At 59.9% G+C, this 24,610-nt stretch carries 24 protein-coding genes; 19 read left to right on the forward strand and 5 right to left on the reverse strand.

All coding sequences use genetic code 11. The annotated features are described in order from the left end of the window. The first annotated feature begins 47 nt into the window (after nucleotides 1–47). From FJ986_RS12805 to FJ986_RS31065, 8 genes are all read left to right on the forward strand, one after another. Complete coding sequence (locus FJ986_RS12805; protein WP_181168378.1) at nucleotides 48–755, forward strand: META domain-containing protein; 708 nt, start codon at nucleotides 48–50, stop codon at nucleotides 753–755. Nucleotides 756–773: 18 nt separating this feature from the next. Next, entirely contained in the window at nucleotides 774–1,955 is a 1,182-nt protein-coding gene (locus FJ986_RS12810) for an alpha/beta fold hydrolase (RefSeq protein ID WP_140499415.1), read from the forward strand. 38 nt (nucleotides 1,956–1,993) lie between these two features. After that, nucleotides 1,994–2,701: an MgtC/SapB family protein gene (locus FJ986_RS12815; RefSeq protein ID WP_181174428.1), complete on the forward strand. Its 708-nt coding sequence runs from the start codon at nucleotides 1,994–1,996 to the stop codon at nucleotides 2,699–2,701. 62 nt (nucleotides 2,702–2,763) lie between these two features. Next, nucleotides 2,764–2,964, forward strand: coding sequence for a hypothetical protein (locus FJ986_RS12820; RefSeq protein ID WP_140499417.1), 201 nt, complete (start codon nucleotides 2,764–2,766; stop codon nucleotides 2,962–2,964). 110 nt (nucleotides 2,965–3,074) lie between these two features. After that, entirely contained in the window at nucleotides 3,075–4,013 is a 939-nt protein-coding gene (locus FJ986_RS12825; protein ID WP_140674440.1) for an AraC family transcriptional regulator, read from the forward strand. Between the two features lie 651 nt (nucleotides 4,014–4,664). Beyond that, the gene (locus tag FJ986_RS12830; RefSeq protein ID WP_140499421.1) at nucleotides 4,665–5,735 is read left to right on the forward strand and encodes an AraC family transcriptional regulator; all 1,071 of its coding nucleotides are present in this window, start codon (nucleotides 4,665–4,667) and stop codon (nucleotides 5,733–5,735) included. 748 nt (nucleotides 5,736–6,483) lie between these two features. After that, complete coding sequence (locus FJ986_RS12835) at nucleotides 6,484–7,335, forward strand: helix-turn-helix domain-containing protein (RefSeq protein ID WP_181181876.1); 852 nt, start codon at nucleotides 6,484–6,486, stop codon at nucleotides 7,333–7,335. Nucleotides 7,336–7,584: 249 nt separating this feature from the next. Beyond that, nucleotides 7,585–8,190 carry a L,D-transpeptidase gene (locus FJ986_RS31065; protein ID WP_140565654.1) on the forward strand — a complete coding sequence of 202 codons (606 nt, stop codon included), beginning with the start codon at nucleotides 7,585–7,587 and terminating at the stop codon, nucleotides 8,188–8,190. Between the two features lie 137 nt (nucleotides 8,191–8,327). Here the strand turns inward: FJ986_RS31065 and FJ986_RS12845 are convergent, their stop codons facing one another. The 5 genes from FJ986_RS12845 to FJ986_RS12865 all read right to left on the reverse strand — a co-directional run bounded on the left by FJ986_RS12845 (nucleotide 8,328) and on the right by FJ986_RS12865 (nucleotide 12,064). Then, nucleotides 8,328–8,780, reverse strand: coding sequence for a universal stress protein (locus FJ986_RS12845; protein ID WP_140499425.1), 453 nt, complete (start codon nucleotides 8,778–8,780; stop codon nucleotides 8,328–8,330). A gap of 673 nt (nucleotides 8,781–9,453) precedes the next feature. Beyond that, entirely contained in the window at nucleotides 9,454–10,278 is an 825-nt protein-coding gene (locus FJ986_RS12850; protein WP_140517447.1) for a Ku protein, read from the reverse strand. Nucleotides 10,279–10,415: 137 nt separating this feature from the next. Further along, a complete protein-coding gene (locus FJ986_RS12855; RefSeq protein WP_140630372.1) occupies nucleotides 10,416–11,411 on the reverse strand; it encodes a YihY/virulence factor BrkB family protein in 996 nt (331 codons plus the stop codon). Between the two features lie 5 nt (nucleotides 11,412–11,416). Continuing rightward, a complete protein-coding gene (locus tag FJ986_RS12860) occupies nucleotides 11,417–11,656 on the reverse strand; it encodes a hypothetical protein (RefSeq protein WP_140630370.1) in 240 nt (79 codons plus the stop codon). 102 nt (nucleotides 11,657–11,758) lie between these two features. Continuing rightward, a complete protein-coding gene (locus tag FJ986_RS12865) occupies nucleotides 11,759–12,064 on the reverse strand; it encodes a preprotein translocase subunit YajC (protein ID WP_140500644.1) in 306 nt (101 codons plus the stop codon). A gap of 520 nt (nucleotides 12,065–12,584) precedes the next feature. On the opposite strand from FJ986_RS12865, the gene cyoA reads away from it, so the two are divergent. The 11 genes from cyoA (at nucleotide 12,585) to FJ986_RS12920 (ending at nucleotide 24,610) form a co-directional block, all read left to right on the forward strand. Next, the gene (cyoA, locus tag FJ986_RS12870; RefSeq protein ID WP_140630367.1) at nucleotides 12,585–13,532 is read left to right on the forward strand and encodes a ubiquinol oxidase subunit II; all 948 of its coding nucleotides are present in this window, start codon (nucleotides 12,585–12,587) and stop codon (nucleotides 13,530–13,532) included. Between the two features lie 2 nt (nucleotides 13,533–13,534). After that, nucleotides 13,535–15,538, forward strand: a complete 2,004-nt coding sequence (gene cyoB, locus FJ986_RS12875; protein WP_181170974.1) for a cytochrome o ubiquinol oxidase subunit I — start codon at nucleotides 13,535–13,537, stop codon at nucleotides 15,536–15,538. After that, nucleotides 15,535–16,209: a cytochrome o ubiquinol oxidase subunit III gene (cyoC, locus tag FJ986_RS12880; protein ID WP_140674444.1), complete on the forward strand. Its 675-nt coding sequence runs from the start codon at nucleotides 15,535–15,537 to the stop codon at nucleotides 16,207–16,209. Before cyoB ends, cyoC begins: the two co-directional genes overlap by 4 nt. Further along, nucleotides 16,206–16,616, forward strand: a complete 411-nt coding sequence (gene cyoD / locus FJ986_RS12885; protein WP_140517457.1) for a cytochrome o ubiquinol oxidase subunit IV — start codon at nucleotides 16,206–16,208, stop codon at nucleotides 16,614–16,616. Before cyoC ends, cyoD begins: the two co-directional genes overlap by 4 nt. Nucleotides 16,617–17,045: 429 nt before the next feature. Beyond that, nucleotides 17,046–17,768: a heme-binding protein gene (locus FJ986_RS12890; RefSeq protein WP_224519043.1), complete on the forward strand. Its 723-nt coding sequence runs from the start codon at nucleotides 17,046–17,048 to the stop codon at nucleotides 17,766–17,768. Between the two features lie 122 nt (nucleotides 17,769–17,890). Then, complete coding sequence (locus FJ986_RS12895) at nucleotides 17,891–19,651, forward strand: methanol/ethanol family PQQ-dependent dehydrogenase (protein ID WP_263486167.1); 1,761 nt, start codon at nucleotides 17,891–17,893, stop codon at nucleotides 19,649–19,651. Further along, complete coding sequence (locus FJ986_RS12900; protein ID WP_140672434.1) at nucleotides 19,632–20,501, forward strand: substrate-binding domain-containing protein; 870 nt, start codon at nucleotides 19,632–19,634, stop codon at nucleotides 20,499–20,501. The genes FJ986_RS12895 and FJ986_RS12900 overlap by 20 nt, the downstream gene beginning before the upstream one ends. Next, on the forward strand, nucleotides 20,498–21,031 hold the full coding sequence (locus FJ986_RS12905; protein ID WP_140663469.1) for a c-type cytochrome: 534 nt from the start codon (nucleotides 20,498–20,500) through the stop codon (nucleotides 21,029–21,031). Before FJ986_RS12900 ends, FJ986_RS12905 begins: the two co-directional genes overlap by 4 nt. After that, entirely contained in the window at nucleotides 21,028–22,041 is a 1,014-nt protein-coding gene (gene coxB, locus FJ986_RS12910; RefSeq protein WP_140500653.1) for a cytochrome c oxidase subunit II, read from the forward strand. The genes FJ986_RS12905 and coxB overlap by 4 nt, the downstream gene beginning before the upstream one ends. Then, complete coding sequence (gene ctaD, locus FJ986_RS12915; protein WP_140674446.1) at nucleotides 22,038–24,008, forward strand: cytochrome c oxidase subunit I; 1,971 nt, start codon at nucleotides 22,038–22,040, stop codon at nucleotides 24,006–24,008. Before coxB ends, ctaD begins: the two co-directional genes overlap by 4 nt. After that, the gene (locus tag FJ986_RS12920; RefSeq protein ID WP_140674448.1) at nucleotides 24,005–24,610 is read left to right on the forward strand and encodes a cytochrome c oxidase subunit 3; all 606 of its coding nucleotides are present in this window, start codon (nucleotides 24,005–24,007) and stop codon (nucleotides 24,608–24,610) included. Before ctaD ends, FJ986_RS12920 begins: the two co-directional genes overlap by 4 nt.

The raw sequence follows: 24,610 nt of genomic DNA on the forward strand, positions 1-24,610 counted from the left end.
CCGGGCGGCCTTCGAATTCAGTGACGCATCGTCTGGAGGCTGCAACCGTGAGTCCAAAGTCCTGCTCATCCTTGCCGTTGGCCGCTTTGCTCGCGGTGTTGTCGCTGTACGCCACCGCAACGAGCAATGCGGAGGCTGCCTCGTTGGCTGCACGCGGCAACGAACCCGGCTGGCAAATCAGCATCTCGGACACCGCGCTCAGCTTTAACGCCTTAGGGGGCGAGACCTTCACAGCTCAGCCGGCTCCGCGTCCCACAAGGCAAGGCGACGCCGACACCTATCTGGCGACGGTAGACGGCCGGCAACTCGCGCTGACCATCGCTGCCAAAATATGCGTCGATACCATGAGCGGAATGCCATACCCCCAAACCGCGACCGTCATCCTTGGCGACCGGAAATTTGAAGGCTGCGCCGGAGAGCCGGGCGACCTCCTTCACGGAGATTGGCTCGTGGACGAGATTCGAGAAGAAACCACTGTCGCGGGTTCGAAACCCACCCTTGCCTTCGAGCCGGATGGACGCATCCATGGGAATGGTTCGTGCAATCGGTTCTTTGGCGGCTTCGCCTTGACCGGAGAAGCGCTGACGATCTCGGAAACCGGCTCGTCCAGGATGATCTGCGATCAGCCCCTCATGGATCAAGAGCGCAATCTTCTGGAGGCACTCGGGTCCGTCCGTCGCTTTGAAGCCCCACAGACAGGACGAGTGCAACTGTTGGACAAGGATGGCCAAAGGCTGGTGAGTTTACGAAGATAAGCCGGCGCGGCCAGCAGCATGCAGAACCCCGCAGGACGATTTGTGTTGGTTATCTCACTGGCGTTGCTGGTGCAAAGCTGCGCCGGTCCAAGAGCCGTGACGGGCCTTGCCTCGCCTGTACAAATTAGCAACGAAATGTCGGCTATTTCCTTCCTGATTGCCACCACGCGCACAAGGTTCCCCACCTCCGAACCGCCCTATTCGCGGGATCGTTCCCCGACATTGAGTTTTTCGCAGTTGACTGTCGTCGTGCCGGCCACACACCGGCCGGGCGTCGTCGAGACGTCATCGACATCACCCGATCCGAAGCGCCATTTTTCCGCTCGTGATCTTGTCCGCTTCGAGAACAGAGCATCCTTCGCAGGTCGGTTGAACGGGATGCTGGCGAAGCGTCCGCCTTCGGAGCGCGAGGTGTTTATCTTCGTGCACGGCTACAACAACAATTTTGCCGAAGGCCTGTTTCGTAATGCCCAAGTCGTCCACGACTACCGCATCTCCTCGGTTCCGGTTCATTTCTCCTGGGCGTCGGCGGGATCTATCGGCGCCTATCTTTTCGATCGCGATAGCGCTCTCCAGGCGCGGGACGGCTTGGCCGAAACGATCGAAATCGCAGCTCGATCGAACGCTAGCGGTGTTTTCATCGTCGGCCATTCCATGGGCGCGTATGTCGTAATGGAGGCGCTTCGCACCCTTGTATTGCAAGGTAAGGCGGCGGTTACCTCAAGAATCCGCGGCGTCTTGCTTGCCGCGCCCGATATCGATCCAGATGTCTTCAGCAGCCAAGTCAGGGACATACCCCAACTGCCGCACCCCTTCACGATCGTTGTCTCTCGGCGAGATCGCGCCTTGAGCCTGTCGCGGCGCATTGCAGGTGGCCAGCCACGAGTCGGCAGTGGCTTCGATATCCCGCTCCTTCAGAAAAAGGACATTCAGGTTATCGACATTTCCGACGTGGACGGCGGCGGCCACAGCGGCTTTGCAACGTCGGAAACACTGATGAAGCTGTTGAGGTCCGGGCCCCTGCTGCGCCGTCTCATCGTGAACGAAGATATGCCGGTCGAAGACAAAGCCGAAGAGACCCGGCAGATCATCTTCGATAACGCCTCCCTCGTTCTCCATCTGCCGCTCACAATCCTGAAGCGGTCGGCATCCCGGCAATCCGTGTCCCAGCAGCCGGCGTCCGAGATCGGCGCCATGTGATGAAAGCCCCTGCATTTTGAATCAGACGGAATGAACATTTGGAAGCTGAAGTCGCGATAACTCAATCAATCCTGCTGAAGCTCGTGCTTGCGTTGCTGCTCGGCGCGCTGATCGGTGCGGAACGCCAGTACCGGCAACAATATACAGGACTTGTGACGCACGCGCTGGTCGCACTGGGCGCGGCGGCATACTCCTCGCTGCCGGGCGCTCTTGGCTCAGGTCTCGATCTTAGAATGGGGGCTCAGGTCGTAACCGGCATTGGCTTCCTTGGCGCCGGCCTGATCATCAGGGACGGTTCCAACATAAGAGGGTTGAGTACGTCCGCGACGATCTGGAGCACTGGCTCTGTCGGGGTCTTCGTAGGCTTTGGCTTTCTGCTGCTGGCCGCGGAAACCGCAATGCTCATTATTATACTCAATTCGCTTCTTCCTAATTTCTCAAGATTCTTTCGAAGGCACTCTCAGGAACAACCTGCCGTCGAATACACGTACACCGTAGAGATCGTATGCTCACGAGATAATGTTTATTTGCTCAGATCGATTCTGCTTCAGACCATCAATACAAACCTCCTCCGCCTACGCTCCCTTAACAGCCATCCCATCAATGAGGGCGACGCCATGAGAATAGAAGCAACGTTGTTCAGCAACCGTGATGATGCGCAATCAGTCGAACGCGTCGTCGCTCACCTCGCGCTCGACTCGAATGTTCAGTCGGCTTCCTGGGAGCCGGAAGAAAAGACCGAATAGAGCGAAAGCCAGAAAGACCCTCGACACCACCTCGAAACGTCAAATTTTAAGGAGCTGCTACAATGGAAGGAAACACCAAGGCCTTGTTGGCAAACAAATTGATAGCTATCGGCCTCTTGCTCATAGGCTTTCTCATTTTTGCATCGGGCTATCGCTATGGCTCTCCATCGAGCATCATGGTTGGCTGTCTTCTCTTTGCTATCGGAATCATTCTTCTGATTATAAAGATCGCCCGCAGAAACAAGCCGGACTCGGTTGCTTGACTTATCGAGTTGGACGAAAGCGATCGCGTCCAACTCCAGTCCGGACAAAAGACTTGGAGAGGCCCTCGTTGTTGGAGGCTCCTAGCTGGTACGCCCGCCAGTATAATTCCGTGGTCGCGCGCACCCGCGAGTCCGATCCCGACGCGGAATTCCATATCCAGCAGATTGGCGAGCAGCGCCATGCATCGAGCCTTGCAACGATAGACTATGGCGACGCGTTCGTCCTCGATTTGCGGGACAAGGGTGGCATCGCCATGTCCGGGGCGATCAATGACGATGCGTTGACGGCGGTGTTCCTCTGGGGCGAAGGCACGACCTTCAACGGACAACGGAGTGAAGTACCGCAGTTGCGGATCATCGGCCCGGGAACAGAATTCAAGCTGGAGATGCCAGGAAGCTATCGCCTCATGCGGATCGGTCTGCGTGGGTCCGCGCTCGAGTCTCTGCGCACGGCATCAGCCTCCCACCTGGGCCAGAGGACCGCGCTGATGCCAGGGATACATGAGCAACGCCTCACGGCAGGAGCCGAGCTGGAGCTTCAGCAGAGGCTGCTGCGAACCGTCGGGTTCGCGGAAGCTGCAGCACAGCGTGGCTATGACCTAAGTGCCGGCCTGGCCGTTGCGGCGAGCGAAGCGGGCGCCGCGCTCGCGCGGGTGCTTTCCCTCACGGAGCAACCATCCCCCCGCGCCCTCGGCTCCAGCGATCGGCGCGATATCGTTGATGCCACCCTGGCCATTCTGGAGGCAAGGCCTCATAGCCCTGTTTCCATCAGTGCAGTCTGCGAGGTACTGGGCATTGGCGAGCGAATGTTGGAGCGCGCCTTTCAGGAACGTCTGGGAGTCAGCCCTCGAGCTTACGAGCGGGAGCGGCGGCTTCGGGCCGCGCACGGCCTTATCCTGACGCAGGGCGATCGCCTCTCGATCACCGACATCGCCATGAGCTTTGGTTTCTGGCACCTGGGCCGTTTCGCTGGAGCCTATACGTCAATCTTCGGATGCTCCCCCAGTGAGGCGCGTCGGCGCTTCTGGAGACACGCAGCACCAGACTGATGGGATGCTCAAACCTGCCGATCCGAGGCTGGTTAACGCGGTGCCCCAGGCATTTTGATCAGGATGGAAGACGATGAAGCCGTCGGCTCCTGTGGACGGAGGCAGTCGGCAGAAATGCCGGATACCCGCGGTCGGCGAATCCTAAAGCCAACGACACACCTACGCGTAGGGCCTCATCACAGCTATGTGCAGCCCGCATTCGGCCTAGTTGCCTACTGAACCACCCCTTTCCGAGAGCTTTCGGGCACTCCGTCGGAAAGTGGATAGAAATTGGTTGGCCGTCAGGAGATTCTGATGGCGCGACCTCAGTGGGGCCGCGACAAACCTTCCGACCGGTTGGTCGCAAGCAAGAGAAACGCAAGGTCACTCCACATGGCGCGCTCGGCGCCGATGAGAATGGCCATAGTCGCAAGGGTAAATACGATGCGAAAACGCTGTCCCAGCTTTCACGAGAAATAAACGCATTGTCTACGTTTGGGATTCCTAGCCCACTCTAGGGGAGCATCTCCGGCTTAAGATTGCCTCAAAATCAATCTCATCCGCGGCGGCAGGTTGAGGGTGTGTTTTATTGTCGGTTTCCTTGCCGGAAACGGCCTGCCGACCTCTTGATCTGCCTATACTTCGGCGTCTCATGTACGACAGGAGTTTGTTATGGACGCGAGAGTAACCGCTGCCGGCATTCCCACCGACCCTTTTGCGGATGAGCCTCTAAGATGCGCCATCGACGTAAATAGCTTGTCGGCACCCCCAGCCGAACAGTTTGATTTCTATCGATCATGGTTTGCCGGGGTTGCCGAAATACAGCTTCTTCGGGCCGAGCACGCCGTGTTCCCGGCTCGTCATCAGGTATGGCAGTTGGGCGATCTGGCGTTGAGTTCCATCGAAATCCCAGGCTCCGGCTACGAGATACAATGGGAACATCGCAGACGGTCCCTGTTGGATCACTGGATGCTGTCCGTGCCGTTCTCGCAGTCTGCTGCCGGCGAGATGATATCTCGTCGGCCCCGCATGAGGTGTCTGGCCTTGCCCGATGTTGGAGTGAGCAACGATGATCTGTTCATCACACTGTTTCTGCCCCGCACATGGCCGGCAACCAGATCATCGAAAATCGAAGCCAGCGACGAGGCACTGGATTTTCTTGCGCACTACGCCGTTCTGCTGCACCGCTCACTTCCTCATTTGAGAGAAGCGGATCTGCCCCATATCGTCACCGCGACTGCCAACATTTCCGCGGCTGCTCTTATGCCGACAAAAGATCATCTGGCAGAGGCGCAAGGGCCTGTGAACGCGGTGTCTGCCGCTCGGATTGCCAAGCGTATCGCAGAGAGGTTGAGCGATCCCGACTTGACGCCCAACAAACTCTGCCGCGCGGTCGGTGTCTCACGCTCCCGTCTCTACCGGATTTTCGAGCCGGTGGGCGGTGTGTCCAACTATGTGCGGCGCAAGCGGCTGCTGAAAACGCGCGACGCTCTAGCGGACAGTTCGGACAGGCGAACGATCTCCAGCATTGCCGAAGTATGGGGCTTCCAAGATCCGTCTACCTACAGCCGGATGTTCAAAACAGAGTTCGGCATCTCTCCAAGGGAAGCGCGCGAACTCGGGTGGCAGGGCGTCAAGCATTCGACCTGGCTGACTGTGGATGAGCCCCTCGCGGATGCTGGCATCCTGAGCAACCTTCTGATCAACAATTCATTGGGATTGTCCCTTTCTTCAAGACAGTGACGGATTCCTGGCAGAGGTCGGGGCGCCTGGAGATCATCCCACAAGCTACAAGAAATATACGTCAAACCCATATTATGGATTCCTCGCATATTTTTCAAAAATCGATGACCGTTTAAGCTCGGCCGTGTCCTCGTCATTAGCATCACGATTTTCGATAACTCCACTCTGGGTTTTTAATTGTCAGGACCGTCTCCTTGCGAAAAGCACATCGTTCATTGTTGATCTACTAGCTCGATAGGAGCTTGTGATGGAGGTAACAGTACGAAGCGATACTCTTGGCGAGCCGGTCGCTGGAGCAGTTGCCATACACGCTGCCGACATCCGCACATCATCGATTCTGCTGGCTGGGCGAGATGTTCTTGTCGACTGGTTCTATACCACCCAAGCAGGTGCGGGTGTCGGGATTTCAAGTCCCATAACCTCGATCTCGCCGCGGCTACATCCGCCGGGGATGAGCCCGATACGTCTGGTCTCTTGATCGAGAATTCCATGGGGTTGCCGTCACCCTCTTTCAAGCAATGAGTTTGCCTCAATGCAAGACAAGCCATCAATTGTCAGCGAAAGCGAAACGATCGGGAGCCCAGAACCTCTAAGATGCGTCGTAGACGTTGATACCTCGCAGGCGCCACCGCCCGAGCAATTCGACCTTTTCCGGAGTTGGCACTCAAATATAGCCGACGTCGAATTGCTGCGAGACGAGTTCGGCTCGTTCTCTGCGCGCGAGCGGGCGTGGCGGTTGGAGAGCCTCGTGCTGGCTTTCATCGAATATCCCGGGATGGGGTACCGTCGGCGGTGGCGCAGCAGAAAGAGTCCGGTGTTCGACCACTGGGCTCTTTCGGTGCCCCAGACAATCCCCGCGGGCGGCGGCACGCCAAGAATGGGACAGCTGCGCTGGCAATGCCTGGGTGCACCCCATGAAGACCAGGGTGAGGATGACGGTGTCCTTGCGCTATTCCTTCCGCGGGATTTCGCCTTCTCGCAACCCTTCACGCTCGATATCCGGCCCGAGATGGCCGCATTCGTCGCCGACTATGTTCTGCTGCTCTATCATTCCTTCCCCCATCGCACGGAAAGCGACGTCCCGTATGTCGCATCGGCGACCACCAGCCTGCTTGCCGCGTGCATTTCCCCGTCCCGGGATCACTTTTTCGAAGCACAGGAGCCGATCGACGCGGTCATCATGGCCCGCGCGAACAAGATCATAATAGCCAATCTGGCCGACCGGAATCTGACACCGGGAAAGCTCTCGCAAGACCTCGGCATTTCACGCTCTCGACTTTATCGGATTTTCGAACCAGCCGGAGGAATCTCGCACTATATCCGGCGACAGCGGCTGCTGAAAACGAGGGACGCGCTCGGAAACATCGCGGATGGACGCCCGATTTCGAGCATTGCGGAGGAGTGGGGCTTCATGGATCCCTCGACATATAGCCGGACATTCAGGCGCGAGTTCGGAATCTCGCCCAAAGAGGCGCGGGAGGCGGGCTGGCTGGGCCTCAAGCACCCTCCGTTGGCGGAGCGGTCGAACAACGGCAAACCTTCTCTGAACAGCCTCCTGGCCAACAATTGCCTTCTCAGCCATCAGCTTTCGAGTACGTGATTGGAATCTTCGGCTGAGGTAATCTTGTCGAAGACAAGAGTGAACCCATTCCTTGGCGAAGCTGGAGATTGGACGCCGGTTCGAACTGCCCGCCGGGAACACCCCGCAGTCTGACGAGGCGCTCGTATGGCATGAGATTGCACCCTCAGCGGAGAGGCCGATGTCAGAAATGTTGGTCCCGATAGCGCAGGCTCATCGAAGCTCATAAAATACCAGCCAAGAAGTCATTAAATTTCGGAGGTTCATTTGGTGAATTCTTTGAGCAGACGATCCGTGATCGTTGGGGGAATATCATTTCTGGCGCTGTCCGGGCATGCGGAAGCTTCCCAAAAGAGTTGGTATATCGGGAGAATTCCAGATAAGCCTTTTGACATCCCTCTCGTAGACAAGACGCGCATCCCCCGGCAATTCCGTCGGCAAACGGTGCCTTACTTGGGTAGGGAAACCGCCGGAACAATCCTAATCAACAAGCAGGAGCGCTTCCTGTACTATGTCGAAGACGCAGGCAGGGCGATCCGCTTCGGCATCGCTGTCGGTCGGGATGGACAGAGATGGGGTGGAGAGGCCATCGTTGAACGAAGAGCCCAATGGCCGACCTGGACCCCCACCGCCAACATGCGACGCCGTAATCCGAGCTTGCCGCAGCGCGTTCCGGGAGGCCCAAACAATCCTCTCGGCGCCCGGGCGCTGTATCTGTATCGCAATGGCCAGGACACGCTGTATCGCATTCATGGGACCAATGAGCCGTGGACCATTGGAAAAGCTGCATCATCCGGCTGCATCAGGATGTTGAACGAGCATATTTTTGAACTCTTCGGAACGATGCGCAACGGCGCGCGCGTTATCGTTGTCTAGCCTGCGGCAATCATGAATGCCATTGCGCGGCACCTCTAAATGCCGAGGCCGACGCGTGGAGACATCCTCGTCACAGGACACCGTCTCTCCGGAAGGTTGAGCGCAAAGGAAGCCGGCGCTTCTCCGGTTTCGTTTGGCTACCGTACGACCAATACAGGCACACTTCCATCCGCGAGAACCTCCGACGTCTGGCTTCCCAGCAAAAGCTTTCTGATGCCACGACGGCCATGGGAAGCCATCACAATCAGATCGCAGCCTCGTGACTTGGCGGTGTCGATAATCGCCTTGGCCGGGTAGGTATCCGGGACATGTAGAAATTCTGCGGAAACCCCCATCCGGTCGGCTGCCTCCCTGACTTGATCGAGGACTTGCCCTGCGAATTCCTTGCTCGCGGCCTCAAAACTATCAACCTCCTCCTGCGAAGGAATAGACCCGGAGGTAAATCCGGTTCCATAGTCAATCAGCATTGGCTCCGTGACCGTGACAACTGTCGCCTTGGCAGCCAAGGCTTTCGCCAGGGCTATCCCCTGCTCAACGCCCTTCCTGGCGACGTCGGAGCCATCCGTGCTCACGAGGATATGAGTGTACATCTGAGTTCTCCCTGCCTGGTCGACCACGGTTCCGGCAACACCAACACTCGTCGAGATATGCACGTTGGTGCACTGCAAGCCCTCTCTTGGACATCCAACTCACGCCGCTTGTATCGCGACGCTGGGCACATTCGGGAGCGGACGCACCATCTCCAAACCGCGGAGGAATAGCGCTAGCCCGGCCCGACGATCACCAATTGCCTTTTCGTGTACCAGCTATGGTTAAATCACAGACAAGACGACAGATGTTCGCAATGCCTTTGTTGCCCGCTCAACCTACAATTCATCGAGTCATTGCGTTATGTGCAATTTATCCCAATGAATTGCATCTCGTCCAATTCTCCTTATTGCGACGTGCATATGTTGGCGATTCCCCTTTCGACCCCAAAATCGAACAATATGATTTGATCAATGTATCTTTCGGTGAGTATCTCCATGTGAAAAGAAGCACATTATTGACTGGAGGGGCGGCAGCCGTCACCGCCTGTCTGCAAAGCCCGCCTTTTCGCAGTCGATGGGACGTGCATCTTGGGGTTAAAGGCGACGCGCCCCTGCACCGCGCGAATGACTCGGGCGGAAGCCCCGAGCCCGAGCGACCAATCGATCTTTTCTGATCCCGGCACAGGATCGTTTTCGGTCATAATTCGAAGAAAGCAGACAACCAGATCCGCGACTATGCCGATTTGCGTCCGGCTTTGGCTTTGGGGCGGTCCTTGATGCCTTCCTTGGCGAGACTCTTGCGGAGAACCGACGCCAGATCGATAACGTTCTCCTTGGGCGGGGGCACCGGTTTGGGCGGCTGCTTGCCCTTGCGTTTTGCGTCGATCAACGCGATGAGCGCATCCTCGTAGGTGTCTTCAAATTTCGACGGATCAAACTTGGTCACTTTTTTGTCGATCAGCAGGCCTGCGATTTCGAGCAGTTCCTGGTCATATTCATGGCTTTCCAGGTCTTTGAATACGGTCTCTTCCGAGATCATCTCGTCATGGGTCCGCAACTCGGTAAGCAGCATTCCCTTGCCATATGGCTGTATCACGACTTCGCGCCCGCGTTGGTACAGCACCACGCAGGACCGCGCCGCCACGCCCTTCTTGGCCATCGCTTCGCGCAGCACGGAGAAGGCCTCGGTGGAAGCACCGTCGGCAGGGATCAGGTAATAAGGCTTTTCCAGGTAGCGCGTATCGATATCCTTGATGGCGACAAACTCGTCGACCTCAAGCGTGTGCTCAGACGTCATCTTTAGCTTTTTGATCTCGTCCGGTTCGACCTTGATGAAATCGCCCGCGTCTGCCTCGTAGCCTTTGACTTGGTTTTCGCTATCGACGACATCGCCCGTCTCTTCGTCAACATAGGCAGCCTTGACGGGCAATCCATCTTTCCGATTCAAAATCTTGAAGTGGATTTTCGATGCCTCACTGGTTGCACCCACAAGCTTCACTCCGCACGACACGGACCCGACTTTCAGAAACCCTTTCCAAACTGCTCGTGGGGCCGCCATGCAGTCCTCCTGTCGCGCCGATCCTTGGCACAAACGTCAGCCGGATCGTTCCGTTCCGCCCGCCTGATCAGCATCGACGCACGCGATCGCATCACGGATGGTGCGGCTTTCCATGCCAACGGTGCCCCCGCGCGGCGTCAATCCTGCTTTCGCCGCGACAAATGCGAGAGCAGCGCGGTGATCAGGCTGCTTACCACAATCCATGCGGCGATCTCGCCGTCATGCACCTCAGGCCGGCGCGGCGTGTCTATCTTGTCGCCGCTCAACGCCACTACCGGCGCAAGGTCTGGCCGGCTTCCGCGCCTGACCGAGTAAGCGCGCGTAATTTCTGCACCGAAGAGGAATATCTGCGCTGAATAATAGACCCAAAGCAGCACCACCATAAGCGCGCCTGCCGCTCCGTAGGAAGTCGCTATCGCGCTGGTGCCGATATACCAGCCGATCAGCGACTTGCCGATGGTGAACAGCAACGCAGTAACCACCGAACCGACGGCAACATCGCGCCATTTGAGCGTGCGATCCGGCAAGACCTTGTAGATCGCCGCGAAGAGCAGCCCAATTAGCAAGAAAGAGACAACGGTGTTGACGCTGCTGAGCACCAGTTCGCCGAACGGCAGGTGGTGATTGATGACATCGCTCAGCGCGGTGATCGCTGCGCTTGCCGCCAGCGATACCAGCAGCATGAAGCCCAACGCGGCAACCAGGCCGAGGCTTGCCGCGCGCGCCCGCACCAGGCGCGAAAGCGACAGGCCGTCGGCTTTTACCTTCCAGATCTCGTTCAACGACTGTTGCATCTCACCGAAAACACCGGAGGCAGTGAAGAAGAGCGTCACCAATCCGATGAGCGTGGCAAGCGTCCCGGACCATCGGTGCGAAGCCGTCTCGATCGTCGCCTTGAGTAGATCGGCACTCTGCGCGCCCATCGCGCCGGATATCTCCGCTGACAGGGCGAGCTGGGCCGCATCCTTGCCCACGGCCAGACCGGCGATCGCCACGACGATCAGAAGGATCGGCGCCAGCGATGTCGTGGCGTAGAAAGCCACCGCTGCCCCGTGGCTCAACGCATTATCGTCGATGAAGCCGGTGACGGCGTCCTTCAAGAGAATCCAGGTACCGCGAACCCAGTGTGGCATCTCCCTCATCCGTCACGCCATATCGGACGCGGAGCGTCGTGGCCTGTCCCGATTGATGTCACGATCGGTGGAAACTGCCCTGCACGCCGTTCTTTGGCCGCTTCCGCCAGTGCCAACACCGCGTTGCGGACCCCGGTCTGGATTGCGCGGTTGGCGTCAAGCCCTTCATGGCTCGTCGCATAGGGCTTCCAGTAGCCGATATAACGCGCGAGTTCGGCCACCTCGCCGATGAGGTCAAGCTTCATCAAGCGCAGCCCGTCGGTAGGGCCGGCGCGGCGAGATGGCGTGGATAATCCCATCCCGCGAGCTCGGCCTCGTTGGCGAGCTTTGCGTCGCGGGGTGATGCGTCAGCCATTTCGGGCCGCGCAATTTTTCTTGAGCCTTATGATCGCCGATTTGTGGACGGTAACCACCCCGCCACAGTCAATCCGTACGCTCAGCTTGTTGGTTTCAGGATCGACCCGAGTGACGTCCCCAACAAGAACGACTTTGTCTCCGACGTGAGTTCTGGGGGGCGCATCGATCGCATAAGGACGATCATAGGAGGGGATGCTCACCCTGGCGCGCCCACTGGGAAGCATGTCCATGACCGTACTCGTCAGGGCAACTTCATCACCGATTGCAACTTCTCGAGGCAGGTTGAATTGCAGCATGGCATTTCTCCCGAGACTATCCCAAATCAATGCTGGCAGCTCGAGTTGGTTGCCTGAAATCGCACCTACATAGCAGGCAATCGGAGACGTGCCGACGCGGATCGCGAGCCGCGGGCTCAACAGCTCGCCGGGGAGGAGCACACGGGGGCGGAACCTTTAAGAGCCAAGCCAACCGATATTGCGTGATCGCGAAACGTCCCAGCGCGCAACGGCGTCTCGCCCGAGGTTGGGTTGCATCTTGTAGGGCTCGCGTTCGCCGTAGCACCGGCGGTACCCCCGAGTTGGACATTTGCTGTCCGTTTCCGCAGGAAGAGCATCCAGCCTGCAGCACGTTAGCTTGCCGTAACGCTGACGTAGAACAAGTTGAGATCGGAGCGTGGGGCGCGCGAGACGCTCCGTCATCTCGACGTAGCGCTCTTCGCCGTTGGAGACGAAAGCGCGCCTTTGCGGAACAAGCAGCCCGCGCCTCAGTTATGCAGGTACTGATCCCGGGGACGGCGGCTGGCTATGATGTTTTCCAGTGTTACACCGTTGTAGTCGAGGCCCATCGCTTTTCTGGATTTTTGCGGCGGTAACCCTGTCCGGTTGCGCGGGAGGTGTGCTCGACCCGCAGGGACCGGTCGGCGCGGGGAACCGCACGATTCTCCTGAACTCAATGGCCGTGATGCTGGTCATCGTCATTCCGACGCTGGTCGCGCTGCTTGCCTTCGCCTGGATATTCCGTGCCTCGAACCGCAGGGCTCGGTATGATCCAGAGTTCACCTATTCCGGCCGGATCGAGCTCATCGTCTGGTCGATTCCGACGCTGACCATCCTCTTCCTCGGTGGCTTGATCTATTATGGATCGTACCATCTCGATCCTCGCAAGCCGATCGACTCCAGCCGGCCGCCACTCGAAATCCAAGTCGTGGCGCTCGACTGGAAGTGGCTGTTCCTCTATCCCGATCAAGGTGTCGGAACGGTCAACCAGCTGGTTATTCCAACCGGCATGCCGGTGCGTTTCAGATTGACCTCGGCCAGCGTCATGAACACCTTCTTTGTGCCCCAGCTCGGCAGCATGGTCTATGCTATGAACGGCATGCAGACCGAGGTCAACCTGCAGGCTGATCGCGAGGGCGAGTACTTCGGCCTGTCGGCGCATTTCAGTGGCGATGGCTTTTCGGACATGAATTTCCGTGTCAGGGCAGTCTCGGCTGACGCCTTCGCCAGTTGGGCCTCCTCCTTGCATGGCGGAGGCGGCGTGCTCAACGCCAGCGCCTATCGCCAGCTTGCCAGGCAAAGCATCAACGCGCCGGCATCCTCGTTCGGCCATGTGCAGCCGGGCTTGTTCGATGCGGTCGTGCGCCAGACGCTACCTCCGGGGCCGGGACCTGCTGCGACCGCCGCCGGAGAGCCGCAGGTGAGCCCGAAAGCTGAGCCCAAGGCGGGAGCGCCGCCCATGGCTCACCAGCACGATGAAGGAGGATGACGATGCTCGGCAAGCTCGACTGGTCGGCCGTTCCCTTTGACCAGCCTATTCCGCTCGGCGCGGCCCTGATCGTCTTCCTGGCCGCCGCCGCCGTTCTGACCTGGGTAACGATCAAAGGCTACTGGCCCTATCTTTGGCATGAGTGGATAACCTCCGTCGACCACAAGCGGATCGGCGTCATGTATATCGTGCTGGCGGCGCTGATGCTTCTGCGCGGCTTCGTTGACGCCGTCATGATGCGCACCCAGCAGGTGCTCGCCATCCACGGGCCGGGATACCTGCCGCCGGAGCACTACGACCAGGTCTTTTCGGCCCACGGCACGATCATGATCTTCTTCGCCGCGATGCCCTTTGTCATTGGGCTGATGAATTTCGTCATCCCGCTGCAGCTCGGCATCCGCGACGTCGCCTTCCCGACGCTGAACTCAGTGAGCTTCTGGCTGACCGCGACCGGCGCGCTGCTCGTCAACATTTCGCTCGTCGTCGGCGAGTTCGCGCGCACCGGGTGGCTACCTTATGCACCGCTGTCGGAGACGACCTACTCGCCAGGCGTCGGCGTCGATTATTATTTGTGGTCGATCCAGATCTCCGGCGTCGGCACCCTGCTCACGGGCGTCAACCTGGCGACCACCATCCTCAAGATGCGCGCGCCAGGCATGGGCTATCTGCGCATGCCGATGTTCTGCTGGACCTCGCTTGCCTCCAACATGCTCATCGTCGCCGCATTCCCTATCCTTACCGCAACCCTCGCCATGCTAACCCTCGACCGTTATCTCGGCTTCCATTTTTTCACCAACGAAGCCGGCGGTAACCAGATGATGTTCGTCAATCTCATCTGGGCCTGGGGTCACCCCGAGGTCTACATCCTCGTGCTTCCCGCCTTCGGGATCTATTCGGAGATCTTCTCGACCTTCTCGTCGAAACCGCTGTTTGGCTATCGTTCGATGGTTGCGGCGACGATGTTCATCTGCATCGTCTCCTTCATGGTCTGGCTGCACCACTTCTTCACCATGGGCGCCGGCGCTGATGTCAATGCGGCTTTCGGCATCGCCACCTCGGTTATCGCCGTCGGCACCGGGGTCAAGATCTACAACTGGCTCTTTACCATGTATGGCGGGCGCGTGCGCTTCGAAACGCCAATGCTGTGGGCGCTAGGCTTTGTCACCACTTTCATCATCGGCGGCATGACCGGCGTGCTGCTCGCCGTTCCGCCGGCCGATTTCATGCTGCACAATTCGCTCTTTCTCGTGGCGCATTTTCACAACGTCATCATCTCGGGCGTGCTGTTCGCGGCCTTTGCCGGCTTCACCTACTGGTTCCCGAAAGCCTTCGGGTTCCGGCTGCATGAGGGTTGGGGCAAGGCGGCGTTCTGGGTCACGCTTGCCGGCTACATTCTGGTGTTCGTGCCGCTCTATATCGTCGGCCTTCTCGGCATGACCCGCCGCCTTCAGCATATCGACATGGATATGTGGGCGCCGTGGCTTGTCGTGGCGGCCTTCGGAATCGTGGTGATGATCGTCGGCGCCGCATGCCAGGTCACGCAGCTTGTCGTCTCGATCAGGCATCGCGACGAGTTGCGCGACGAGACCGGCGACCCTTGGGACGGGCGCTCGCTGGAATGGTCGACATCCTCGCCGCCGCCCGTCTTCAACTACGCGCGGCTGCCGCATGTCGAAAACGAGGAGCCCTACTGGACCGTCAAGCAAAGGGCAATGGACGAGCAGAGTCAGGAGACCGAAGAGGACTACGAGGCGATCGAGATGCCGCGCAATAGCCCCACAGGCTTCGTCACCGCCTTCTTCAGCACTCTGATTGGCTTCGCGCTCATCTGGCACATCTGGTGGTTGGCGATTGTCGGCTTCATCGGGGCCTATGCCACCTTCGTTGTATTCGCCTGGCGCGAGCATGGCGATTACGAGATCCCTGCCGAGGAGGTCGGCCGCATCGATCTTGACCGCAAGGCAGCCCAGCTTGCCTGGATGCGTAGACGCGAGCGTGTGGCATGAGCGACATCCCCGCCGGCACCGCAACGCGCGATCCCTACCGGCTGGGCCGCACCGCAGGGCATGGCCATCACGTGTTCTCGGCGACCGGCCACGGCGAGGGAGGCCCGGCCTCGAAGTTCGTCACGGTTGCCTACGGCTTTTGGATCTTCCTGTTGTCGGACATCATAATGTTCTCGGCTTTCTTCGCCGCGTATGCCGTCCTGTCCAATTCGGCGGCGGGGGGGCCAACAGGCAAGGAGCTGTTTGAGTTGACGCGCGTCGCGGCACAGACGGTGCTGCTGCTCACCTCGAGTTTCACCGGCGGCCTTGCGATGCTCGCGACCCACCGCCGGTCAATGGCCGCCACCCAGTTCTGGTTGCTGGTGACCGGCCTGCTTGGTGCAGCCTTCCTGTTCCTGGAGGTGCAGGAATTCGCGGCCATGGTGAATGAGCAGGCGGGCCCATCACGCAGCGCCTTCCTGTCCGCGTTCTTCGCCCTTGTGGGCTGCCACGGAACTCATGTTGGACTTGGCCTGCTTTGGCTCGGCACCATGATGGCGCAGCTCTGGATAAAAGGCTTTCGTCCCGACATATTGCGCCGGCTTCACTGCTTCAGCCTGTTCTGGCACGCGCTCGACATCATCTGGATCGCCATCTTCACCCTGGTCTATCTGCTGGGAGCGTCATCATGAGCGAAATGGACAGCCGGAACGAGGACATGCTTGACCGCCGCGATTCCGCACCAGGCGAAGAACGCAGCGAGGAACACGAGGTGGCGGGAGGCCTTTCCGGCTATCTGCTGGGCTTTGGCCTGGCAATCCTGTTGTCAGTGGCGTCCTTCATTGCGGCACAAACCGATCTAATTTACCAGCCGGCCGTGATCTCGGCCCTGACGGTGCTTGCCATCGCACAAATGGGCGTCCATCTCGTCTTCTTCCTGCACCTGACGACAGGACCTGACAACACCAACAACGTGCTCGCGCTCGCTTTCGGTGTGCTGATCGTGACCTTGGTCGTTTTGGGCTCGGTGTGGATCATGAACCATCTCAGCCAGAACATGGGAGCGATGGATGCGCATCAGGCTCACATGATGCCATAATGCGGTTCCAGGTCTGTGGCCTGGGCGCAAAACCGCCTGTCCGTCGGTTCGGTTACCTTGCGCATAGCGTCTGCACTTTCAGGCGTCGAAAATCCATAGGTGCGGAGAGCGGTGAGGAGCTGGTCGAGCTGTTTGGCCCGGCAATGTCTATATCGGCCCGCTCACGGTCGGCGGCAGAATGAGCTGCTGCCCATGGTCGCAACGTCTGTGCCTTCCATCATAATTTCAGGAACTAGGAACATAGGGGCCTCGTCCGAGTTCCATTGAAAGTGTGGGAACATAGCTCAGTTTGCCAAGGGATCGGGCGAGGATTCCTTGCTCTGCGAGCGCTCCCACTTTCCACATTGTGTTCAACGAATGCTCCGGATCATGGGTCGCCCACAGCTTTCCTCCCTGGCTTTCAGCCTCCTGGTACTCGTTAATTGTGCATTGCTGCAAAGCAGGGCCTGGGCACAGCTACCCTGCCCCGCCGACCACGCCAAGCTCCTGGCTGCCCTCAAGGCAAACGTCAAAGCAAGCGGAGGCCCCGCCAATGGCGGCTTCGAGACCAATGAATGGGCGGCGATCGTTACGCGTGACGGGACAGTTTGCGCCGTTGCTTTCAGCGGCCCCACCAGCGATGCGCAGTGGCCCGGCAGCCGGCTGATCGCAGCCGAAAAGGCCAGCACGGCCAACGGGCTCAGCGTTGCCCAGATGGCTCTCTCGACGGCGAATCTATATGCTTCTGTTCAGCCGGGTGGCCCCTTGTTCGGCTTGCAGCTTACCAATCCTGTCAACCAGGCAGCCGCTTATGCCGGCGACAGCAAGACCTTTGGGAGTGCGAGCGATCCGCTGATTGGCAAGCCGATCGGCGGCGTCGTGGCATTTGGCGGTGGCCTTGCTCTCTACGACGGCAAAACGATTGTCGGCGGGCTTGGCATCAGCGGCGACTCCTCCTGCGCCGATCACAATGTCGCTTGGCGCCTGCGTGCGGCCCTGGGCCTGGACAAGGTTCCGGCGGGCGTCAACCCCAACGCCAAGGACGCCATCGTCTACGATCTCGATCCTGGCGGAAAGAGCGCCTCCGGCTGGGGTCATCCGTTGTGCGCGGGAACCGAGGCGGACGTCGCGGCCGAACTCGGCGCCGGAGTGGGAGGTTCGATCCGCAAATGAGGGGATCTCTGAAACTGGCGGGGAAATACGCATCTGCGACACCAGACGGCCGAGGAGCGGAAAGGGGCCGCGGTTTCGACTTTAGGCCGTTGAAGTGGCTGGTGCTGGCCGCAGGCTGCTCATTGCTGAACGCCGCGGCCGCGCAGTCCGCGGTGACACCCGCCATCACACCGCCCGCCGCGGCCGCGCCACCTGATGACGGCCAATGGACAATGCCGGCTAAGAATTATGCCTCGACGCGCTACAGCGAACTGGCGGACATTAACGAGGACAATGTCAAGAACCTTCAAGTTGCCTTCACTTTTTCGACCGGAGTGAACAAGGGTCAGGAAGCGGCGCCACTCGTCGTCGGCAACACGATGTATATCGTGACGCCTTTTCCAAACATCGTCTACGCGCTCGATCTTTCCAAACCGGGCGCGCCGATGAAATGGAAGTACGAGCCAAATCCTGAGCCTGCCGCGCAGGGCGTTGCCTGCTGCGACGTCGTCAACCGCGGTGCGGTCTTCGCCGACGGGCGCCTCTTCTTCAACACGCTGGATGGTCACACGATCGCGCTGGATGCCGCCACTGGCCAACCGGTCTGGAACGCGCATGTCGGCAACATCAATATCGGCGAGACCATAACCATGGCGCCGCTTGTGGTGAAGGGCAAAGTGCTGGTCGGCAATTCCGGCGGCGAGATGGGTGTGCGCGGCTGGGTCAAGGCGCTGGACGCGGGCGACGGACATGTCGTCTGGACGGCTTACGGCACCGGACCGGACAAGGACGTGCTGATCGGGCCGGATTTCAAGCCGCATTACGACATGGACAAGGGCAAGGACCTTGGCGTGACCACATGGCCGCCGGAAGCCTGGAAGATCGGCGGCGGCAACATGTGGGGCTGGATCTCTTACGATCCGGACCTCAACTTGATCTATCACGGGACCGGCAATCCAGGGCCGTGGAATCCGGACCTTCGGCCCGGCGACAACAAATGGACCTCCGGGATTTTCGCGCGCGATCCCGATACCGGAGCCGCGAAATGGTTCTACCAATGGAGCCCGCACGACCTGCACGACTACGACGGCATCAACGAGCAGATCCTGCTCGATATGAATTGGCAGGGTAAGCCGCGCAAAGTGCTCGTCCGCCCGGAGCGCAACGGCTATCTCTACATTCTGGATCGGACCACCGGGGAAGTCCTGTCAGCGACACCCTATGGGGCCGTCAATTCCAGCAAGGGCGTCGATCTGAAAACCGGGCGCCTGATCGAAAACCCGGACAAGAAAACCGGCACCGGCAGGGTGATCCGGGATATCTGCCCGACAGCATCCGGGCTCAAGGATTGGCAGCCATCTGCGTTCTCGCCGAAGACAGGACTGCTCTACATCCCACACAACAATCTGTGCATGGACGAAGAAGGCCTCGAGGTGAACTACATCGCCGGCACCCCCTATGTCGGCATGAATGTGCGCATGATCCCGGGCCCGGGTGGCAACCGCGGTGCCTTCACCGCCTGGGACATCGCGGCCGCAAAGCCAGCTTGGAACCTTAAAGAGAATTTTCCGGTGTGGAGTGGCGCGGTCGCCACCGCCGGCAACGTCGTGTTCTACGGCACAATGGAGGGCTGGTTCAAAGCTGTGAGCGCAAGGACAGGGGAATTGCTTTGGCAGTTCAAGACCTCGTCCGGGATCATCGGCCAGCCGGTCACCTATCGCGGCCCCGACGGGCACCAATACGTCGCGATCCTGTCGGGCGTCGGCGGTTGGGCCGGCGCGATCGTATCGGGCGACCTCGACCCGCGCGACGCTACCGCCGCGCTCGGCTTCGTCAATGCGATGAAAGACCTGAAGAACGCGACCACGGCGGGAGGCACGCTCTATGTGTTCCGGCTCCCCTGATGCTTTCGAGTTGAAGGCAGTTCGAAGACGCGAGGCGAACGGGCGTCTTGTGGTCGCGGTGGTAGCGTTTGCCTCGCTGCTCTTCGCGGTTGCCGCCGACGCACGTGAACTCAAGGTATGTGCCGACCCTAACAACATGCCGTTTTCCAACGCCGCTGGACAGGGCTTCGAAAACAAGATTGCCCAGATCATCGCCAAAGAGCTGGATGCAAGACTTTCCTATACCTGGTGGGCCCAACGCCGCGGTTTCGTTCGCAACACGCTCAAGGCAGGCCTGTGCGATCTCATACCTGGCACTCCCGCCAATCTCGAAATTCTCCGCGCCACCGCTCCCTATTACCGCTCGACCTATGTCTTCGTGACGCGGCGGGACAGTCCCGAGATCACGTCTTTCAACGATCCACGCCTGCGCACTCTGCGCATCGGCGTGCAGCTCATCGGCGATGACGGGGCCAACTCCCCACCGGCCCAGGCACTCGGCCGCCGCGGCATTGTCGGTCATCTCGTCGGCTATCCAGTCTATGGCGACTATTCGGCTCCCAACCCGCCCGCGCGCATTGTCGAGGCGGTGGCCAGCGGCGAGATCGATGTTGCCGTCGTCTGGGGCCCGCTCGCCGGTTATTTCGCCGCCAAGCAGAAGACACCGCTGCGCATCACGCCCGTGACACCTCGAATCGACGGGCCTCAATTGCCAATGGTCTACGACATCTCCATGGGCGTCCGACGCGGGGACGACGCGCTGCGCGACGAAGTGGATGCAGCCCTTGCCAAGCACAAGGCTGAGATCGACGCGACCCTGGCCCGATACGGTGTGCCGCGCCTTGATACCGGCGGGAGCGCGGCGCGATGAAGCGGAGCCTCACCGTGCTCTTGTCGACGATGCTGACCCTTGCCGCTTGCCAGCGGGAAGAGCGCGACACACGTCCGCAATCGGCCCTTGGGTCCGGCCAACAGCCAACGCCGGTGACTGCGCTGGAGCCAGGCGGCCAAAGGCCGCTCCCGAGCGACAACAAGGCGGCCAGCTTCGAGGCCAACGCCTTTCATCTCAGCGAGGGCAAGCGCCTGTTCAGCTGGTTCAATTGCTCGGGGTGCCATGCCAATGGCGGCGGCGGCATGGGACCGGCGCTGATGGATGAGAAGTGGGTTTACGGCAGCTCGATCGAGAGTATCCACGCAACGATCCGGGACGGGCGGCCTAACGGCATGCCGAGCTTCCGAAACAAGATTCCCGATGATCAGATTTGGGAGCTTGCAGCCTTCGTACGTTCGCTGAGCGGCAACGCGCCCTCCTCCGCCGCACCGCAGCGTAACGACGACATGATGGTCCATCCGTCGGAAAATCGCCTCCCCGATGCCGCGACGCTGGGGAAATCGCCGTGAAACGCCTTTTTCCCAAAGCGTGTTGCGCAGCCGCCCTCCTGGCGCTTTCAGGTTGCAGCGGCTGGCAGTCCGCTCTCGATCCGAAAGGCCCCGCCGCGGGCGAGCTCGCCTGGCTGATCTGGTTTTTCACTGCCCTGTGCGCGGCCGTGTGGATGCTGGTGATGGTCGTGCTGGTCGCTACCCTGTTCCAGCGAGTTCGAACAGGAAAAGATCCGCTCGTGCTCGACCTCGCCTCCGAACATCGCAAAATGCGCGTGGTCTTGACCGCGGTTGGGGTGACTGCGGCGATTCTAATTGGGCTGACCCTGTTGAGCTTTTTCGCCAACAGGACGCTTGCCGGGATCGGCTCGGATGAGGCGCTGACGGTCCGCGTGACCGGCCACCAATGGTGGTGGGAAGTGCGCTACGAGAATGCCCAGCCAAGCCGCATCCTGACGACGGCGAACGAAATCCACATTCCGGCCGGCGAGCCGGTTCGGCTTCTTTTGACTTCAACAGACGTAATCCACTCCTTCTGGGTGCCGAGCCTTGCCGGCAAGCTCGACCTCATCCCCGGACATATGAATGTGCTGGACATCAGGGCTGACAAGCCAGGCGTCTATCGTGGTCAATGTGCTGAGTTCTGCGGCGCGCAGCACGCCAACATGGGCACCTTCATCATTGCCGAGCCGCGGCCGCAGTTCGATGCGTGGCTGGACGACCAGTTGCGGCCTGCCGCCGCTCCGACCAATGCCGAAGCCAAGGCCGGCGCGGATCTTTTCCTCCAGCGGCCCTGCGTGATGTGCCACAGGATCGGCGGCACACCCGCAGGTGGCACGGTAGCGCCCGATCTTACCCATATAGCCAGCCGGCAAACTCTCGCAGCCGGAACGCTGACGATGAGCCGCGGCAATCTCGCCGCTTGGATCGCCGACCCGCAAGGCATCAAGCCCGGCTCCCACATGCCTGTAACGGCTCTCAATGGCGACGAGCTCAATGCCATCATTGCCTACCTCGAGGGGCTGAAATGACCAGCGCCGACCTGACGAGCGGACGTGACCTGCGGGCGGAGGCGCAAGCAAAGGGAGATCTCGCTCCCGAGCATGACGGACCGCGCGATACCGGCATGGAGCAAGCCGATCTCCAGCGGTGGCTGGAGCGCACCTGGCGTACGCCCCCGGGCATCATCGGCGCGCTGTCGAGCGTCGACCACAAGGTGATCGCCAGGCGCTATCTGATCACTGCCTTTGTCTTTCTGTGTCTGGGCGGGCTCAACGCAGTGGCTATGCGTGTTCAGCTCTCGGGACCACAGCGTGGGCTGATCGGGCCGGACCTCTACAACCAGCTGTTTACCATGCACGGCGTCACGATGATGTTCCTGTTCGCGGTACCGATCGTGCAGGCGACCGGCATTTATCTCGTGCCGCTGATGGTCGGCACCCGCAACATCGCGTTTCCGCGGCTGAATGCGTTCAGTTATTGGGTCTATGTTTCGGGCGGCCTGTTCGCCTGGGTGTCTTTCGCTCTCAACATGGCGCCGGACGTCGGCTGGTTCGCCTATGTGCCGCTGTCCGGTCCCGAATTCGCCCCTGGCAAGCGCGCCGACGTCTGGGCGCAGATGATTACCTATACCGAGGTGTCTTCACTGGCTGTGGCAGTGGCGACGATCGTCACGATCTTGAAGCAGCGTGCTCCCGGCATGTCGCTGGACAAGATCCCGCTATACGTCTGGGCGATGCTGGTCACCTCCTTTGTCATCGTCTTCGCAATGCCGGCGGTGATGATCACCTCGACATTCCTGATCCTCGACAGGCTGGTCGGCACACACATCTTCAACCCGGCCGAAGGCGGTGATGCCTTGCTGTTCCAGCATCTGTTCTGGTTCTTCGGTCACCCCGAGGTCTACATCATCTTCCTGCCGGCGACCGGCATGGTCTCCTCGATCATCCCGGCTTTCGCCCGGCGACCGGTGTTCGGCCATCTCGGCATGGTTCTGTCGTTGATCGCGGTCGGCTTCCTGTCCTTCGGCCTGTGGGTCCACCATATGTTCGCGACAGGCCTGCCCAAGCTCGGCGCCAGCTTCTTCACCGCTTCCAGCATGATGATCGCTATTCCCAACGGCGTACAGATCTTCTGCTGGCTGGCAACGATGTGGGACGGCAGACCGGTGATCCGCACGCCAATGTTGTTCGTGTTCGGCTTCTTCTTCATCTTCGTCATCGGCGGTCTCACCGGCGTCATGCTGGCCTCCGTACCGCTGGATCTGCAGGTGCACGACACCTACTTCGTCGTCGCGCATTTCCACTATGTGCTGATCGGCGGATCGGTATTCCCGCTGCTGGGTGCGGCCTATTTCTGGTTTCCTAAAGTCACCGGCCGAATGATGAGCGAGCGCCTGGGCCGCTTGCATTTCTGGCTGGCCTTCATTGGCTTCAACGCCGCCTTTTTCCCGATGCACATCGTGGGGCTGTGGGGCATGCCGCGACGGGTCTACACCTATCCGGCCGAGCTTGGCTGGGGGAACATCAACCTGTTCATAACAGCAGGCGCGGTGGTCTTCTTCCTGAGTTTCGTCCTGTTCACCTTCAATCTTGTGCATGGCGCGTTGAAAGGCGCAGCGGCAGGCAACAATCCCTGGGAGGCCGGCACCCTGGAATGGGCAACGCCCTCGCCGCCGCCGAGCTATAATTTCGCGCGCATTCCGGTCGTCACCAACGCGGAGCCACTCTGGGCCGAGCGCGACGCTCTTCCCGTAGCGACCGGGCTTCGCGTCGACGCGCGCGAGCTGCTGGTCTCGACAGTCGCTGAAGCGCATCCCGACATTCGCGAGAAATCGGCGACACCGTCGATCTGGCCGCTCTTTGCAGCGTTCGCCGTAGGCGGCACGTTTCTCTATTCGATCTTCACCCCCTGGGCCATCGTGTGGGGCGCCCTGCCAATCGCCATCACCTTGATCGGCTGGTTCTGGCCAAAAGGTGATCTGGAGGACGAGGAATGAACGAGCGTCCCGTCACAGATGTTTCCGGTCTCCCCACCTTTGGGCATGGTCCGCGCAGCCCGACCTGGTGGGGCACGCTCGCTTTCATGGCTCTGGAGGGCACCGGCTTTGCGCTCGCCGCAGCCGCCTATCTCTACCTGGCGGTCTCTTGGCCTGAATGGCCGTTGAGTGCACCGCAGCCGAACCATTGGCCAGGAACGATCGTCACGCTGCTGCTGATCGCCAGCCTGGTGCCGAACCACATCCTCGATCGCTATGCCAAGCAATGCGCCATCGTGCCGGTGCGGATCGGACTGGTTGTCATGTCGCTGCTCGGCCTCGCCCCGCTCCTTGTGCGCTGGTTCGAGTTTCCGGCCTTGAACGTTTACTGGGATACGAACGCCTACGGCTCGATGCTTTGGGTGCTGCTCGGGCTCCACACCACGCATCTGATAACAGATGTCGGCGATACGGTCGTGCTGACGGTGCTGATGTTCACGCGCCATGGCTATAGCGGGCGACGCTTCGGCGACGTCGGCGACAATGTTTTCTATTGGGATTTCGTGGTCGCAACCTGGCTTCCGATCTATCTGCTGATCTACTGGGTACCGAGGCTCGGCTGA

Origin of the sequence: Mesorhizobium sp. B1-1-1 (assembly GCF_006442955.1) — a bacterium.
Lineage (GTDB): Bacteria > Pseudomonadota > Alphaproteobacteria > Rhizobiales > Rhizobiaceae > Mesorhizobium.

Coding starts and splice junctions, on each gene's coding strand:
- cyoB (WP_181170974.1), top strand. CDS start 13,535: ATGCTCGGCAAGCTCGACTGGTCGGCCGTTCCCTTTGACCAGCCTATT.
- FJ986_RS12900 (WP_140672434.1), top strand. CDS start 19,632: ATGTGTTCCGGCTCCCCTGATGCTTTCGAGTTGAAGGCAGTTCGAAGA.
- FJ986_RS12845 (WP_140499425.1), bottom strand. CDS start 8,780: ATGTACACTCATATCCTCGTGAGCACGGATGGCTCCGACGTCGCCAGG.
- cyoC (WP_140674444.1), top strand. CDS start 15,535: ATGAGCGACATCCCCGCCGGCACCGCAACGCGCGATCCCTACCGGCTG.
- cyoD (WP_140517457.1), top strand. CDS start 16,206: ATGAGCGAAATGGACAGCCGGAACGAGGACATGCTTGACCGCCGCGAT.
- FJ986_RS12830 (WP_140499421.1), top strand. CDS start 4,665: ATGGACGCGAGAGTAACCGCTGCCGGCATTCCCACCGACCCTTTTGCG.
- FJ986_RS12905 (WP_140663469.1), top strand. CDS start 20,498: ATGAAGCGGAGCCTCACCGTGCTCTTGTCGACGATGCTGACCCTTGCC.
- FJ986_RS12855 (WP_140630372.1), bottom strand. CDS start 11,411: ATGCCACACTGGGTTCGCGGTACCTGGATTCTCTTGAAGGACGCCGTC.
- FJ986_RS12820 (WP_140499417.1), top strand. CDS start 2,764: ATGGAAGGAAACACCAAGGCCTTGTTGGCAAACAAATTGATAGCTATC.
- ctaD (WP_140674446.1), top strand. CDS start 22,038: ATGACCAGCGCCGACCTGACGAGCGGACGTGACCTGCGGGCGGAGGCG.
- FJ986_RS12860 (WP_140630370.1), bottom strand. CDS start 11,656: ATGAAGCTTGACCTCATCGGCGAGGTGGCCGAACTCGCGCGTTATATC.
- FJ986_RS12850 (WP_140517447.1), bottom strand. CDS start 10,278: ATGGCGGCCCCACGAGCAGTTTGGAAAGGGTTTCTGAAAGTCGGGTCC.
- FJ986_RS12920 (WP_140674448.1), top strand. CDS start 24,005: ATGAACGAGCGTCCCGTCACAGATGTTTCCGGTCTCCCCACCTTTGGG.
- FJ986_RS12810 (WP_140499415.1), top strand. CDS start 774: ATGCAGAACCCCGCAGGACGATTTGTGTTGGTTATCTCACTGGCGTTG.
- FJ986_RS12865 (WP_140500644.1), bottom strand. CDS start 12,064: ATGCTGCAATTCAACCTGCCTCGAGAAGTTGCAATCGGTGATGAAGTT.